General features: G+C 67.2%; 11 protein-coding genes and 1 pseudogene. 10 read left to right on the forward strand and 2 right to left on the reverse strand.

Annotated features, from left to right (window positions below; all coding sequences use genetic code 11):
* Positions 1-31: 31 nt before the first annotated feature.
* The gene (locus ELI80_RS14810; RefSeq protein ID WP_161596488.1) at positions 32-913 is read right to left on the reverse strand and encodes a LysR family transcriptional regulator; all 882 of its coding nucleotides are present in this window, start codon (positions 911-913) and stop codon (positions 32-34) included.
* Between ELI80_RS14810 and ELI80_RS14815 the strand changes: the two genes are divergently transcribed.
* The 3 genes and pseudogenes from ELI80_RS14815 to ELI80_RS14825 form a co-directional block, all read left to right on the forward strand.
* Complete coding sequence (locus ELI80_RS14815) at positions 912-1,655, forward strand: RraA family protein (RefSeq protein WP_201740668.1); 744 nt, start codon at positions 912-914, stop codon at positions 1,653-1,655. The genes ELI80_RS14810 and ELI80_RS14815 overlap by 2 nt on opposite strands.
* A 32-nt stretch (positions 1,656-1,687) precedes the next feature.
* Positions 1,688-2,662 carry a Bug family tripartite tricarboxylate transporter substrate binding protein gene (locus ELI80_RS14820; RefSeq protein WP_136653092.1) on the forward strand — a complete coding sequence of 325 codons (975 nt, stop codon included), beginning with the start codon at positions 1,688-1,690 and terminating at the stop codon, positions 2,660-2,662.
* Between the two features lie 232 nt (positions 2,663-2,894).
* A pseudogene (locus tag ELI80_RS14825) lies at positions 2,895-4,199 on the forward strand (ATP-binding protein); the annotation flags it as partial.
* 93 nt (positions 4,200-4,292) lie between these two features.
* Here the strand turns inward: ELI80_RS14825 and ELI80_RS14830 are convergent.
* Positions 4,293-4,961: an SOS response-associated peptidase gene (locus ELI80_RS14830; protein WP_236641542.1), complete on the reverse strand. Its 669-nt coding sequence runs from the start codon at positions 4,959-4,961 to the stop codon at positions 4,293-4,295.
* 250 nt (positions 4,962-5,211) lie between these two features.
* Between ELI80_RS14830 and ELI80_RS14835 the strand changes: the two genes are divergently transcribed.
* The 7 genes from ELI80_RS14835 to ELI80_RS14860 all read left to right on the forward strand — a co-directional run bounded on the left by ELI80_RS14835 (position 5,212) and on the right by ELI80_RS14860 (position 14,549).
* Positions 5,212-5,973 carry an ImuA family protein gene (locus tag ELI80_RS14835; RefSeq protein ID WP_136653093.1) on the forward strand — a complete coding sequence of 254 codons (762 nt, stop codon included), beginning with the start codon at positions 5,212-5,214 and terminating at the stop codon, positions 5,971-5,973.
* Positions 5,888-7,411: a Y-family DNA polymerase gene (locus tag ELI80_RS14840; RefSeq protein ID WP_136653094.1), complete on the forward strand. Its 1,524-nt coding sequence runs from the start codon at positions 5,888-5,890 to the stop codon at positions 7,409-7,411. The genes ELI80_RS14835 and ELI80_RS14840 overlap by 86 nt, the downstream gene beginning before the upstream one ends.
* Positions 7,408-10,671, forward strand: coding sequence for an error-prone DNA polymerase (locus tag ELI80_RS14845; RefSeq protein ID WP_136653095.1), 3,264 nt, complete (start codon positions 7,408-7,410; stop codon positions 10,669-10,671). The genes ELI80_RS14840 and ELI80_RS14845 overlap by 4 nt, the downstream gene beginning before the upstream one ends.
* A gap of 1,342 nt (positions 10,672-12,013) precedes the next feature.
* Positions 12,014-12,805 (forward strand): hypothetical protein, encoded by a 792-nt coding sequence (locus tag ELI80_RS14850; protein WP_136653096.1) that lies wholly within the window; start codon positions 12,014-12,016, stop codon positions 12,803-12,805.
* A 42-nt stretch (positions 12,806-12,847) separates the two neighbouring features.
* Positions 12,848-13,024 carry a hypothetical protein gene (locus ELI80_RS16120; protein WP_161596489.1) on the forward strand — a complete coding sequence of 59 codons (177 nt, stop codon included), beginning with the start codon at positions 12,848-12,850 and terminating at the stop codon, positions 13,022-13,024.
* On the forward strand, positions 12,999-13,202 hold the full coding sequence (locus tag ELI80_RS14855; protein ID WP_136651096.1) for a helix-turn-helix domain-containing protein: 204 nt from the start codon (positions 12,999-13,001) through the stop codon (positions 13,200-13,202). Before ELI80_RS16120 ends, ELI80_RS14855 begins: the two co-directional genes overlap by 26 nt.
* Before the next feature lie 75 nt (positions 13,203-13,277).
* Positions 13,278-14,549, forward strand: a complete 1,272-nt coding sequence (locus ELI80_RS14860; RefSeq protein ID WP_136653097.1) for a recombinase family protein — start codon at positions 13,278-13,280, stop codon at positions 14,547-14,549.
* Positions 14,550-14,699 lie beyond the last annotated feature (150 nt).

A 14,699-nucleotide genomic window follows, 5' to 3' on the forward strand; every position in this document is an offset into this window, starting at 1 on the left:
GTTCTGCAAACTACGTCGAGAGCCGACTATTTCAGCGGCCTGTTAGGCTGCCGACAATCGTTTGCCGCAGCGCCTCGCTTGCGCGGGACGGGGCTCCATGGCGCGAGATGAGGTAATAGGGCAGGCTCGGCCAGGGCACGGGCCCATCGATGCGATGCAACCTGCCGTCGGTGAGATGGGCGCGATACGGTTCCAGCGGCAAGAACGCGGCGCCCAGCCCGGCCAGCACCAGCTCGCTGATCGCCACTAGGCTGTTGCTGGCAAGGCTGCGGCGCAGCGTCAGCCCGTGGGCCAGGGCCCAGGCGTCGAAGCGGACCGTCAACCCGGAGCCGCCGGACTGGGCGAGAATCGGCCATTGCTCAAGCGCCTCTCGGTCCAGCCGCGCTGGCGGATCGAGCATGGGGCTGGCCATGAGCGCAAAGTCCATCTGCGCCACTTTCGTCACCGTCAGCCCCTCTTCCGCGGGGGCAAGCGGCAGCACGGCCATCGCGATCCGTCCCGCGCGAAAGCCCGCAAGCAGCGGTGCAGAGACATCAACGCAGGGCTCCAGCTCGACCTCGGGAAACTGTGCGCGCATGTGGGCAACCCACCTGGGCAACCACAGGCTTGCGCCAAGCTCGGTCACGCCGAACGCGACCTTGCCCTTGGGCGGGCGTCCCTCTTCAGTCCGCGCCCGCAGCGCCTCGCGAAGATCCAGCATCTGTTCCACCAGGTCGCGGATGTCCTCTCCTAGGACTGTCGGCACCGCGCCGTGGCCTGATCGGGTGAACAGCGTCCCACCTACGGCGGCTTCGAATTCGGAGATGCGCTTGGACAAGGTGGACTGCGTCACGTTCAGGTGCCGCGACGCCTCGGCGAAGCTTTTCAGCCGCGTCGCCCACAGGAAGGCCTCCATTTGCCTGAACGTCGGCATGTCGAAAAAATCACCTCCTGCGTTCGAAAAATATCGCTTTTGGAATGGATGGATCGAAGTCATCTTCGTTGCAATCCAATTCACGAGAGATGACATGACATACGACGGCGCCCCAACCGACCCGGCAACGATGTTCGAAGGGCTGCCGACATCTGTGATCAGCGATTGCATGGGCCGCCTGTCGGGCACCGCCGCGCTGGCGCCGCGACATGGCGACGCCCCGATGGTCGGCCGCGCGCTGACGGTCCGGGTGCGCGCCGGGGACAACCTCTTCATCCATGATGCGCTGCGCCGGGTGACGCCGGGTTCTGTCATCGTTGTCGATGGCGGCGGCTGCACCGAGCGCGCGCTGATCGGCGAGATCATCATGGCCGTGGCACGGGACCGGGGCGCCGCAGGGTTCGTCATAGACGGCTCGGTCCGCGACGTCGCTGCGTTCCGGGATGCGGGGTTCCCCTGCTACGCGCGCGGCGTGACGCACCGCGGGCCCTACAAGAACGGCCCGGGAGAGGTCGGCTGCCCGATCGTGATCGACGGGCAGCCGGTATTTCCGGGCGATTTCGTGCTGGGGGACGAGGACGGGGTGGTCTTCGTGCGACCCGACGATGCCGCGGCCGTCGCGGCCGCCGCCCGCAGCAAGCTCGCGGACGAAGCCGACACGCTTGGCGCAATCAAGAACGGCACCTATGACGAGTCCTGGGTCGAGGCCGCGGTGGCTGCGAGCGTGCCGCTTCGCCCCTGATCCGCTATCTGTTCAATCGGGAGGAAACCACCATGCGATCCATGCTCGGACGCTTTACGGCCGCACTGGCGCTGGCCTTCGCTGCGGCGATGCCGATGGCTGCGCAGGCCGAATACCCTGACAAGTCGATGACGCTGGTCGTGCCGTGGCCGCCCGGCGGCGCCACCGACTCGCTCGCGCGGATCATTGCGCAAAAGCTGGGCGAGCGTGTCGGCCAGACGATCATCGTCGACAACCGTCCCGGCGCTGGCGGGAATATCGGTACGGCCAGCTTCGTGCGCGAAGAGGCCGACGGCTACACGCTGCTGATGGCCACCAGCTCTACCAACGCCGCGAACCCGCATCTTTACAGCACGCTGGGCTTCGATCCCGTAGAGGACTTCGCGCCGATTGCCTTCGTCGCGTCGATCCCGAACCTGCTGGAGGTTCCCAAGACCTCGCCCTTCACCACCGCGCTTGAACTGGTCGAGCACGCCAAGGCCAATCCCGGGCAACTGAACTACGCTTCGGGTGGCGTCGGGTCGTCGCAGCACCTGGCCGGATCGATGCTGTCCCATCTGACCGGAGCACAGATGGAGCATGTGCCCTACCAGGGAAGCGGCCCTGCCGTGACCGACCTAATTGCCGGGCATGTCGACCTGATGCTGGATACGGGCTCGCTGACCATGGTGAAAGGGGGCGAGCTTCGTGCGCTTGCCGTCGCCGCATCCGAACGGCTGCCGGCGCTGCCCGATGTGCCGACGATGGAGGAAGCGGGGCTGCCGGCCATGCAAGCGTCGGCCTGGTACGCCATCGTCGCCCCGAAGGGTACGCCCGAGCCGGTCATCGGCAAGCTGCACGACGAGATCACCGCCGTGCTGACAGACCCCGAGGTGCGCGACCGGCTGCTGGAAATGGGGGCGATCCTGCGCGATCCGCAATCCCCCGAAGAGGTCGGCGCCTTCTTCCGCAGCGAGATCGACCGCTACCGCGAGATCGTCGGCGTCTCGGGCGCCAGTATCGAGTGATGCGCGACTGAGGCCAAGGCCAGCCGCAAACGACCATGGTCGCCTCGCGAAACGGGGCGGCCTTTGAAGTGGGCCCCCGGGCGTCGCAAAGCGTCCGGGTCGCGGGCCGGCAGTGCGCGTTGCAGGCGATGGGGGCGAGAGTTTCGCCTGGGGCGGGCCATCGCAGGCTCCACCGTCCAATGAACTGATTTGCTCGTGCAATGAATTGCGCCAGCCACAGGGGAGGCCGCCGATGTTCCAGAAGATCCTTGTCGCGAACCGTGGCGAGATTGCGATCCGCGTGCTGCGGGCCGCGAACGAGCTTGGGAAGCGGACGGTTGCGATCTACGCCGAGGAGGACAAGCTGGGCCTCCACCGCTTCAAGGCGGATGAGGCCTACCGGATCGGCGAGGGACTGGGGCCGGTCGCGGCGTACCTCTCGATCCCCGAGATCATCCGGGTGGCCCGCGCCTCGGGCGCAGACGCGATCCATCCGGGCTACGGGCTGCTGAGCGAGAACCCCGAGTTCGTGGACGCCTGCACCGCCGCCGGCATCGCCTTCATCGGGCCGACCGCGGAAACCATGCGGGCCTTGGGCGACAAGGCATCAGCCCGGCGGGTCGCCATCGAGGCCGGCGTGCCGGTGATCCCCGCGACCGAGGTGCTGGGCGACGACATGGCCGAGGTGGCGCGGGCCGCCGAGGAAATCGGCTATCCGCTGATGCTGAAGGCCAGTTGGGGCGGTGGAGGCCGGGGAATGCGGCCCATCCTGTCGGCCGCCGAACTGCCCGAGAAGGTGCGCGAGGGGCGGCGCGAGGCCGAGGCCGCCTTCGGCAACGGCGAGGGCTATCTGGAAAAGATGATCCAGCGCGCCCGCCACGTCGAGGTGCAGTTACTGGGTGACGGCCAAGGCGGGCTTTACCACCTGTATGAGCGCGACTGCACCGTGCAGCGCCGCAACCAGAAGGTCGTGGAACGCGCGCCCGCCCCCTACCTGACCGACGCCCAGCGGGCCGAGGTCTGCGCCCTGGCGCTGAGGATCGGCAACGCCGTCGGCTACCGCAATGCCGGCACGGTCGAGTTCCTGATGGATATGGACTCGCAGGCGTTCTATTTCATCGAGGTGAACCCGCGGGTCCAGGTGGAACACACCGTCACCGAGGAAGTCACCGGCATCGACATCGTGCAGGCCCAGATCCGCATCGCCGAAGGGGCGGCGCTGGCCGAGGCGACGGGGGCGGCCACGCAAGACGCCGTGACCCTGCGCGGCCACGCCATTCAGTGCCGGGTCACGACCGAGGACCCGCAGAACAACTCCATCCCCGACTACGGCCGCATCACCGCATACCGCAGCGCCACCGGCAACGGCATCCGGCTGGACGGCGGCACCGCCTATTCCGGCGCGGTCATCACGCGGTTCTACGATTCGCTGCTGGTCAAGGTCACGGCCTGGGCGCAGTCGCCCGACGCGGCGATCCGCCGGATGGACCGGGCACTGCGCGAATTCCGGGTGCGCGGCGTATCCACCAACATCGACTTCGTCATCAACCTGCTAAAGTCCGCGCGTCTGTAGCGAACTTCCGCTCCCCGCCCACTCTTGACCTTTAAGAATCGTTCCGCCACCAGCCGGTGCATCACCGTCGCGCCAAACTTATCGCGCAACCTCGCTCAGGAGAGCGTCGGGCAAAGGACGCTGCAGCAGCTTCGCATCGCTCCAATCGGCGCTGAGCCATATCTCCACCTCGTCCTGCGTGGTCAAGATGACCGGCATGGCCTTCGGGTGTATGGGCTCGACCACCCCGTTCGGCTCCGTGGTGAGGAACGCGAACAACTCATGCCGCCCCTCGCGCGGCGTCCGGTTCGATCCGCGTGTGCCATGCCACGTTGTCCAGATGCCTGCAAAGAAGAACACCGGCTGGGTCTCGTCGAGCGCGAACCAGTGGAGCGGCTTGCGCCTGGTGACGGGATCGGGCTGCTGGCCATATTCCGAGAAGGCCGTGGCAGGCACGACGCAGCGGCTCTCGACTCCGAGCCATCGGCGCCAGTGAGGGCTTGAGGTGTTGCGGATGTTGGTGACGCCGGTGTCGGGCGCGCCGGGCGCCTTCAGGAACTGCGGCGGCGTGGGCATACCCCAGGTCAGCCTTGCGAGCTCGGGACCGTTTTCGGTGTTGCGGATGACGGGCGCAGGACGGTCCGGGTAGACGTCAATGCTTGGCTCGAGATTACCGATGCTGTCTCGGGTGATCCTGACCAGGTCCCGGATCGCCTGCTGGTTCGTGGTGAGATTATACAGATTACAAATGTGGACGGCCCCCTGCACTTCAGGATGGTAGCAAAGTTCTGACCAGATCGTTTGCCACCAGGTGTCCGGCCTGTTTGCGCGAACAAAACTCCTTGGTCCAGATCGTGTGCGCTACGCCCGCGCCACGCACATGCGTCTGTCGACACCGACTACAACGAGGCGACCACCACAACGAACTGGGGCGCGGCTCCCTTCTTGGCATTGACTCTCACTAAACGCAAGAACAAAGAGAGAACCACCTCCACATCGAAGTCGAGCCCGCCACCTTATGCCTGCCGAGGTCAACAGTCCCACCATCGCTGCGCTGCGCGCCCGGATCGCCCGGATCCAGGGCGAGGGCGGCCCGGCGGGCGGGGTGCTGCCCTTCGGTATTCCGCCACTCGACCGCAGGCTACCGGGCGGGGGGCTTGCGCTCGGCTGCCTGCACGAGATCGCCGGGGGCGGCCATGGCGCGCTCGACGGCGCGGTCGCAGCCTGTTTCGCGGCCGGAATCGCCGCCCGTCTGACCGGCCCGGTGCTCTGGTGCGTCGTACATCCGGATCTGTTCGCGCCGGGACTCGAGCAAGCCGGGCTTCTCTCCGACCGGGTCATTCATGTCGAGGCGGGCGACGACAAGGCGGTGCTCGTCTGCATGGAGGAAGGGTTGCGCCATGGCGGGCTTGGCGCCGTCGTCGGCGAAGTGCCGAAGCTGCCGATGGCGGCCTCACGGCGGCTGCACCTGGCGGCGCGGGAAGGCGGCACCATGGCTCTCGCGCTGCGGCGCTGGCGCCGGCAGGCGGAGGCCAGCGACTTCGGACAGCCCACGGCGGCGATGACCCGCTGGCGGGTCTCGGTGCTGCCGTCGTCCCCCTTGCCGGTGCCGGGTCTCGGGCGTGAGCGCTGGCTCGTCGAGTTGATCCGGGCGCGAGCGGGGGAAAGTCTCGATATCGAACTGGAGGCATGCGATGGCACGGGTCGTCTCGGTCTGCCTGCCGACCTGGCCGACGGACCGGCTGCGGCGGCAGGCGGGCGACGCAGCGCCGCCGGCTGAGCTGCCGCTGGTCCTGGCCGGCCGGGTCGGCAACCGGCGAGTGCTGACCGCCGTGGATGAGGCGGCGCAGGCGCTGGAGCTGCGCGCGGGCATGCCGGTCAGCACGGCGCAGGCGCTGGTGCCGGGACTGGCCGTCGAATCATCCGATCCGGCGGCGGATGCCGCGAGCCTGGAGCGGCTCGCGCTGTGGCTGCTGCAGCGCTTCAGCCCGGTGGTGGCGGTGGACCCGCCGGACGGCATCGTCATCGACTCGACCGGCACCGATCACCTGCATGGCGGCGAAGCCGCGATGCTGGAGGCGCTGGTCGGACGGCTGGTCATGTCCGGCCTCTCGGCGAGGGCAGCCGTCGCGGACACATGGGGTGCCGCGCACGCGCTGGCGCGCCATGCCGCAAGCCCGACCTGCCTGGCGGCACCCGGCTCGACCGAGGCGGTGCTGGCGCCGTTGCCGCTGGAGGCGCTGCGGCTCTCGCCCAACATCTCGGCGAGCCTGCGCGATCTCGGCTTTGCCAGCATCGGCGACCTGATCGGCCAACCCCGCGCCCCGCTGACCCGGCGTTTCGGGCCGGAGCTCTGCTGCCGGCTGGATCAAGCCCTGGGCGCGCTCGCCGAACCCATCGCGCCGGTCCGGCCCGCCGAGCTGATCGAGATCCGCCGCAGCTTCGCCGAGCCGATCGCCGCGCGGGAGACCATCGCCCGGTATATCGGCAAGCTGGTCGTGCCGCTTTGCGAGAGGCTGGAGGCATCCGGCCTCGGCGCCCGCCGGCTGGACCTCATCTGCCACCGGATCGACAACGACAGGCAGATCGTCCGCATCGGACTGGCAAGGCCGGCCCGCGATCCGCGGCACCTCACGCGCCTGCTCTGCGAGAAGATCGAGACCATCGCCCCCGGCCTCGGCATCGAGATCATGACGTTGTCGGCCATCCTCACCGAACCGTTGTTGCCGAAACAGGCGCCGAGCAGCCTGCTGGAGGAGCCTGCGCCCGATCTCGCAGGCCTCATCGACACGCTCGCCAACCGGGTCGGCGCCCACGCGATCTACCGCTTCGCCCCCGTGGCCAGCGATGTCCCCGAGCGCTCTGTCCGCCGGATCCCGGCGCTGGCCGAGGAGACCGGCGCCGGCTGGCCGGGCCACTGGCCGCGGCCGTCCCGGCTGCTGCCCCGGTCCGAGCCGATCGAAACCATGGCGCTGCTGCCCGACCATCCGCCAGCCTGGTTCTCGTGGCGCGGCATCCGCCGCCATGTGCGCCGCGCCGACGGGCCGGAGCGGATCTTCGGCGAGTGGTGGAAGCGCGACGCCGAGATGATCGCCGTGCGCGACTACTTCCGCGTCGAGGACGATGCCGGCGAACGCTACTGGATCTTCCGGGCGGGCGACGGCGAGGACAGCGCCACCGGTTCGCACCGCTGGTTCCTGCACGGGGTTTTCGGATGAACCGCTACGCCGAGCTGCAGGTGACCTCGCAGTTCTCGTTCCTGCGGGGGGCCTCCTCGGCGCAGGAGCTGTTCGCCACCGCCGCCCTGATGGGCATCGAGGCTCTGGCGGTCACGGACCGGAACTCGCTGGCCGGCATCGTCCGCGCCCACGAGGCGGCGAAGGCGACCGGGGTGCGGCTGATCGTCGGCTGCCGGCTGGACCTCGCCTGCGGGATGGCGGTGCTGGTCTATCCGACCGACCGCGCGGCATATGCCCGGCTCTGCCGACTGCTGTCGCTCGGCAAGGGGCGCGCGGGCAAGGGCAAGTGCGATCTCGGCTGGGACGATCTGGTCGCCTATGGCGAAGGGCAGATCGCGGTGCTGGTGCCGGACCTTGCCGACGATACCTGCGGTCTGCAACTCCGCCGCCTGCAGGGCGCGTTCGGCGACCGCGCCTACCTGGCCCTGACCCTGCGCCGGCGGCCGAACGACCAGTTGCGGCTGCATGATCTGTCGAACCTTGCGGCGCAGGTGGGCGTCGCCACGGTCGTCACCAACGACGTGCTCTATCACGAGCCGGGCCGGCGCATCCTGCAGGACGTCGTCACCGCCATCCGCCACAACGTCACCGTGGAGGAACTTGGCTTGCGCCGCGAGCGCCATGCCGACCGCTACCTCAAGCCCCCGGCCGAGATGGCGCGGCTGTTCGCGCGCTACCCCGAGGCGCTGGCCCGCACGCTGGAGATCGCCGACCGCTGCCGCTTCTCGCTGGATGAACTCGCCTACCAGTATCCCGAGGAACGCGACGACCCGAGCCTCACCCCGCAGCAGACGCTGGAGCAGTTGACCTGGACCGGCGCCCGCGAGCGCTATCCCGAGGGTGTGCCCGACGACGTCACCGCCACCCTGAACCACGAGCTGACGCTGATCGGCCGGCTCGACTACGCGCCCTATTTCCTGACCGTCCACAGCATCGTCCGCTTCGCCCGCTCTCGCGGCATCCTCTGCCAGGGGCGCGGCTCGGCCGCGAACTCGGCGGTCTGCTACGTCCTCGGCATCACCTCGATCGATCCTGGCCGCAACGACCTGCTGTTCGAACGCTTCGTCTCCGAGGAACGCCACGAGCCGCCCGATATCGACGTGGACTTCGAGCATGAGCGGCGCGAGGAGGTCATCCAGTGGGTCTACGACCACTACGGCCGCGATCGCGCCGCCCTCTGCGCGACGGTGATCCGCTACCGCGCGAAAGGCGCGCTGCGCGATGTCGGCAAGGCCATGGGCCTGCCCGAGGACCTGATCCGGGCGCTTTCCTCGCAGCTTTGGGCTTGGTCCGAGGAGGGCGTCACCGACACCCAGATCGCCGAGCTGAACCTCGATCCCGCCGACCGCCGTATCCGTCTCACCATGGAACTGGTCGCCCAGCTGCGCGGCGCACCCCGGCACCTCAGCCAGCATCCGGGCGGGTTCGTACTGACCCATGACCGGCTCGACGATCTGGTGCCGATCGAGCCAGCGGCGATGGAGGATCGCCAGATCATCGAATGGGACAAGGATGACATCGACGCGCTGCGCTTCATGAAGGTCGATGTGCTGGCGCTCGGCATGTTGACCTGCATGGCCAAGGGCCTCGATCTGCTGGCCGAGAACAAGGGGATCAGCCTCGATCTCGCCACGATCCCGGCCGAGGACCCCCGCACCTACGCGATGATCCGCCGCGCCGATACGCTCGGCACCTTCCAGATCGAGAGCCGGGCGCAGATGTCGATGCTGCCGCGTCTCAAGCCAAGGACCTATTACGACCTCGTGGTGCAGGTCGCCATCGTCCGGCCCGGGCCAATCCAGGGCGACATGGTGCATCCCTATCTGCGCCGGCGGGCCGGGCTGGAGCCGGTCGAATATCCCACCCCCGAGCTGGAGAAGGTGCTCGGCAAGACGCTGGGCGTGCCGCTGTTCCAGGAACAAGCGATGCGGGTCGCGATCGAATGCGCGGGCTTCACGCCGGGCGAGGCGGACCTGCTGAGGAAGTCCATGGCGACCTTCAAGTTCACCGGCGGGGTCTCGGCGTTCAAGGGCAAGCTGATCTCCGGCATGGTCGCCCGCGGCTATGCAGCGGACTTCGCCGAGCGCACCTTCCGGCAGCTGGAGGGCTTCGGCAGCTACGGCTTCCCGGAAAGCCATGCCGCGAGCTTTGCGCTGATCGCCTATGCCAGCGCCTGGCTGAAATGCTGGCACCCCGACGTCTTCTGCGCGGCGCTGCTGAACTCGCAGCCGATGGGCTTCTACGCTCCAGCGCAAATCGTCCGCGATGCCCGCGACCACGGCGTCGAGGTCCGTCCCGTCTGCGTCAACGCCAGCCGCTGGGACTGCACGCTGGAGCCCACCGGTGACGACAGCCGCTTCGCCGTCCGCCTCGGCCTGCGGATGGTGAAGGGCCTCGCCAACGCCCATGCCGCCGCGATCGTCACGGCCCGCGCCGATCACCCCTTCGCCTCGGTCGACGATCTCTGGCGCCGGGCCGGGGTGCCGGTCGCTGCGCTGACCCGGATCGCGGAGGCCGACGGCTTCCGCCCGAATCTCTGTCTTGCAAGACGCGAGGCGCTCTGGGCCATCAAGGGTCTGCGCGACGCGGAACTGCCGCTGTTCGCCGCCGCTGCGGAGCGCGAGGGCGCGTCGGTCGCGGAAGCCGACGAGCCTGCCATCCCGCTGCGCCCCATGCTCCCCGGGCGCGAGGTGGTCGAGGATTACAGCCGCACCGGCCTTTCGCTGCGCGAGCACCCGGTCGCCTTCCTGCGTGAGGACCTGCGACGTCGGCGCATCGTCACCTGCAGGGACGCCATGGACACGCGCGACGGCCGCTGGCTGGAAGCCGCCGGCATCGTCCTCGTCCGCCAGCGGCCCGGCTCGGCGAAGGGCGTCATGTTCATCACCCTCGAGGACGAGACCGGCATCGCCAACCTCGTCGTCTGGCCGAAGGTGTTCGAGCGGCACCGCCGCATCGTGCTCTCCGCCGGCATGATCGCAGTGAAGGGCCGGGTGCAGCGCGAGGGCGAGGTCGTTCACCTGGTCGCCCACAGGATCACGGACCTGTCGCGGGAACTGGCCAGCATCGGCGACCGACAGGCAGCCTTCCCGCTTTCCCACGGCAGGGGTGACGAGGTCCGCAGGGGCTCTGCCCTCGTCGATGCGCGCACGCCGTCGAAGGGTCTGCGCACCCGCGATATCTACATCCCGGACCTGCATCTCGACGCGATCAGGGTGAAGACCCGGGATTTCAGGTAAGAGCCGCTCAACGCTGTGTCCGCGGCTCGGGGCGCCCATCCCCGGTGCCGACGATGAACATCGTCAAGGGAGCGTCCGCCCAAATGGCACCATCCACCGCGCACGCCAGAAACGCTGCCGATCCTCCCGGCAGAACGGCCCGGGACGGACGACGCTCGTCGGCAGACGCCCGCCTCAGGCCCGACGGGAGTGCGGACACAGTCACGAACATGGATAGGTGGACCGCCAATGGCGCAGCCAAGAGAATCCGGCGGTATTCGGGAAATAGGGCCCAACTCTGTTCTTCAGGGTGTAGATCGAAAATCTGCCAGGGATGCCGATAAAGTCACACGGATCCGCGGCTAGGATCGCAGCCCATCGCTGTCGGGATCGGATTGCCGGGCTTTATCCGCAGCCGGGATCTCGAACGCAGCCCCATCGGAGACCGTAGATACCTCAAGGTCAATCTGTGCGTCGGCGGGGTGTTTAGGGGCGCTGGTGACAGGGCCCATAGCCGTCCAGAAAAGACAGGCTTCCTCACCCGGCCTGCGCAGGCGAGCCTCGTCTGCATCAATATCGAGGCCGCTGTCATCCGCAAAATTGACCGCGACCACCTGGTCGCTCGAGTGGACCCGAAGCCACCAGCCGGACAGGCGCTGCGTGGATCGAAAACCGGATCTGCAAGTGCTGGCGGATGAGGTGACGCGTCGCCGCCCTCGTCGGGGCGTGGATCGAAACGACAACGACGACCCGCTCGTCACCCTGCTGATGCACGTCGCCCCCCTTCGCAGGGGCGTGGATTGACCTGCATCTGGAGCCAGCAGAGCATGCTTCACTCCGGGAACGAGACAATATCCGGCCCCCGCTCCTTCCCCCCGTCCTGCAGGGGAAGGCCCTTCGTCTGATCCGTATCCACACGATGCCGTTTGTCGATGGCCAGCCGCTTCCCCGCGGGCTTTTCTCCCGCCCCGCGCCAGCCATTGCAGCTTGCGCGGTCCCCGGTCATTCTTTGCGTCCCGATGACGCCAGCACCCGCCGGTGGGTTTCATTGTCGTGTTTCTGCGCCGGCCCAGAAGGAGTCGGTTCGGCGCGGGGTGGGGTAGTCCCCGGATCGTGTCGGAGTATTGGTGGCCCGGAACTCCGCAAACGGTGACCATCGCTCTTTTCAGGTGGCCCCGTCACGGAGGAGCGTCGGTATAAACCGTGCCGCGGGCGGCCGGACCGCTGCCGGCTTGCGGAGGATGATGACGGCGTGCGTCAGCAGTGCCCAAGGTTCCTGATTGCCCGAACTTGCGTGGATCAATACCCTCAAGAGGCCGGCCGGACCAAAACGGGGGCTCGCACCCGAGAGCAAGGGCAGTTCATGGAAAAGAAACCGAAGACGCCGCCCTCACCCCGCGCCGATTACGCGATCTACCCCCATATGGAGGTGGTCGACGGGTATGGCTGGCGGGTAGGCAACTACGATGAGCGTGGCGCACTGAGCCTGGAACAGATCGATCAGCTTGCACAGCGGTCCGGACTGCCGCGCGATGTGCTCGTTCGATTTTCAAACCAGCTTGGATTTTGCCTGGATGAAGATGGGGCCATCAACCTTGTGGAGGTCCGGAGGTCCGTCGCCATCGATCGGGCCGAGGCCACACTCCAAACAGTCCGGGCAGAAGCCCGGCACGCTTCGCGCAAGCTGGGACAGTTAGTCGACCGCGTCATGCTGCTTTCCGAACAGTTCGCTGCGGAAACGGGCGACAGAAGGATGCTCGGCGACCTCAAAGAGCAGTTGACGGCGGCCGTGGCGGCAAACACGCAACTCGGCGTGGTGGCCGAGCAGATGCTGGCGCAACCGGGATCGGCAGCTGACATGTCTCCAACAAACAAGCGGAAGACCCGCGACAAGCGCCGACAATATATCGTCGAGACCTGCTGTTACGCGTGGCAGGATGCCAGTCGGAAGGTCAGCTACACGACCCGTCCTGAAGAGGAGTCAGGCAATGGGCTCCAAGGCCCACTGATCGAGTTCATCGATCAGGTCGTGCCAATGCTGACCAGCCCACCGACCACGATTGCCAGAGGCACCCTGAAGAAAGACATTGACAACTTCCGCCGCAGTCAAAACGGGCCGGACATGTTCTCGATACCTCCAACTTTCGGTGATTGATAACCTTTCACCCCACGGCGCCAGTTTTGAGATGGTCCGGGCATGGCACACATGCCCGCACCTGCGCCTGTTTCAGCCGATACCACGGCGCTGCGCCAAGTGGACGCAGCGCTTGATCGACTGATCGCACTGCTCGCCGAACAGACAGCGCGCGAGGCCGCGGCGGGTGCTGACAATTTCACGGAGCCCGCCAATGCCGATGCCCCGCAAGACACCTGATCGCGCCCGCGCGCTCCTCACCGTCAAGGAGGTGGCGACCCTCGATCAATGTTCCGAGAAGACCGTGCGCCGGGCGATCGCTGCTGGCCTCCTGGAGGCCATGCGGATCGGCCCCGGCGGCCGCCTGCTGCGGATCGATCCGAGCGCCCATGCCGCCTATCGGCGCGCGCTCGGCTGAGGGGCCCTAGTGTCCACTATTGTCGAGATATGTCGACCTGTTAAGGACGTTTCGGGAAGAGGTGGAGCGTCATAATTGCGGAAGGATCTGGCGGCGAAGACCCGGCGCGGACTGCGTGGCCGGGTCGAGGCTGGCAAGTCCGGTGGCGGGAACAGCTACGGCTACGACGTGGTCCGGCGCCTCGGCCCTGACGGCGAACTGGTCACGGGTGAACGCACCATCAACGAGGATCATGCGGCCATCATCCGTCGCATCTTCCGGGAATTTGCCGACGGTCTCTCGCCCAAGCTGATCGCGCGTCGCCTGAACGCCGAGTCCATCCCTGGGCCGCGCGGCATGGCCTGGCGTGATACCGCGATCCGGGGCCATCGGGCTCGCGGCAGCGGATTGATCAACAACGAACTCTATGTCGGCCGACTGGTCTGGAATCGGCTGCGCTATGTGAAGGATCCCGGGACTGGACGGCGCATCTCGCGACAGAACCCGCCGGAGGACTGGATCACCACCGACGTGCCGGCACTGCGGATCATCGACGAGGACCTCTGGCAGCGGGTGAAGGTGCGGCAAGGAGAGATCACTGCCAGCCCGCGGGTGCAGGCGATCAAGGCCACTCGCTTCTGGGAGAAGAAGCGGAGCATTCACCTGCTCACGGGGCTGCTCCGCTGCGGGTCTTGTGGCAGCGGCTTCGCGGCAGTCGGGAAAGACTATCTGGCCTGCTCGGCGGCCCGCAAGCTCGGCACCTGCGATCAGACACGGGGATACCGACGCGTCGAACTCGAGGAGGTCGTTCTGACCCTGCTGCGGGAGCGCCTCATGCAGCCGGATGCGGTCGCCCGCTTCATTACCAACTACGGTATGGCTGTGAACGCTGGACGAGCTCAGGAGAGTGCCTCGCGTGGCCGACTCGAACAGGAGCGAACGGAGTTGGTCCGGCGCCTGAACGGCCTCTACGATGCTATTGCGGACGGCATCAGAACGCCCGGATTGAAGGACAGGCTTGAAGAACTGGAGGCAAGACGCGCCGATCTCGATGCGGAGCTGGCCGCGCCGCCGCCCACTTCGGTCCGGCTGCATCCCAATCTCAGCGCCATGTATCGCCGCAAGGTGGAGCAGCTCAGCCAGACCTTGTCCGACCCGGAGATCCGGCCCATGGCGATTGAAGCGATTCGCTCGCTGATCCAGTCTGCAACGATTGAGAGTAATGGTGGAAACGCCCGGATCACGCTCGACGGCGCGATCACGGCATTGATCGGGCTTGCCCAGCCGGAGGCAGGCCAGAAGCTGTCAGTCGGTTCGGTAGAAGTGGTTGCGGGGACAGGATTTGAACCTGTGACCTTCAGGTTATGAGTCGTGCCGAACGAACCATGAACAATCACTCGGAACCGCGAATTCTTGCGGAATTTCCGCCACTTGGCGATCCCGGAGACGCGGCCCGGCTTCGCGCGATCTGTCAGGATTGCGCAGCGTTTTTCCGCCTCGTGCTTCCATAATGCTTCC

Source organism: Paracoccus aeridis (assembly GCF_004923205.2).
GTDB classification, from domain to species: domain Bacteria; phylum Pseudomonadota; class Alphaproteobacteria; order Rhodobacterales; family Rhodobacteraceae; genus Paracoccus; species Paracoccus aeridis.

Coding starts and splice junctions, on each gene's coding strand:
- ELI80_RS14815 (WP_201740668.1), top strand. CDS start 912: ATGTCGAAAAAATCACCTCCTGCGTTCGAAAAATATCGCTTTTGGAAT.
- ELI80_RS14810 (WP_161596488.1), bottom strand. CDS start 913: ATGCCGACGTTCAGGCAAATGGAGGCCTTCCTGTGGGCGACGCGGCTG.
- ELI80_RS14820 (WP_136653092.1), top strand. CDS start 1,688: ATGCGATCCATGCTCGGACGCTTTACGGCCGCACTGGCGCTGGCCTTC.
- ELI80_RS14835 (WP_136653093.1), top strand. CDS start 5,212: ATGCCTGCCGAGGTCAACAGTCCCACCATCGCTGCGCTGCGCGCCCGG.
- ELI80_RS14840 (WP_136653094.1), top strand. CDS start 5,888: ATGGCACGGGTCGTCTCGGTCTGCCTGCCGACCTGGCCGACGGACCGG.
- ELI80_RS14845 (WP_136653095.1), top strand. CDS start 7,408: ATGAACCGCTACGCCGAGCTGCAGGTGACCTCGCAGTTCTCGTTCCTG.
- ELI80_RS14850 (WP_136653096.1), top strand. CDS start 12,014: ATGGAAAAGAAACCGAAGACGCCGCCCTCACCCCGCGCCGATTACGCG.
- ELI80_RS16120 (WP_161596489.1), top strand. CDS start 12,848: ATGGCACACATGCCCGCACCTGCGCCTGTTTCAGCCGATACCACGGCG.
- ELI80_RS14855 (WP_136651096.1), top strand. CDS start 12,999: ATGCCGATGCCCCGCAAGACACCTGATCGCGCCCGCGCGCTCCTCACC.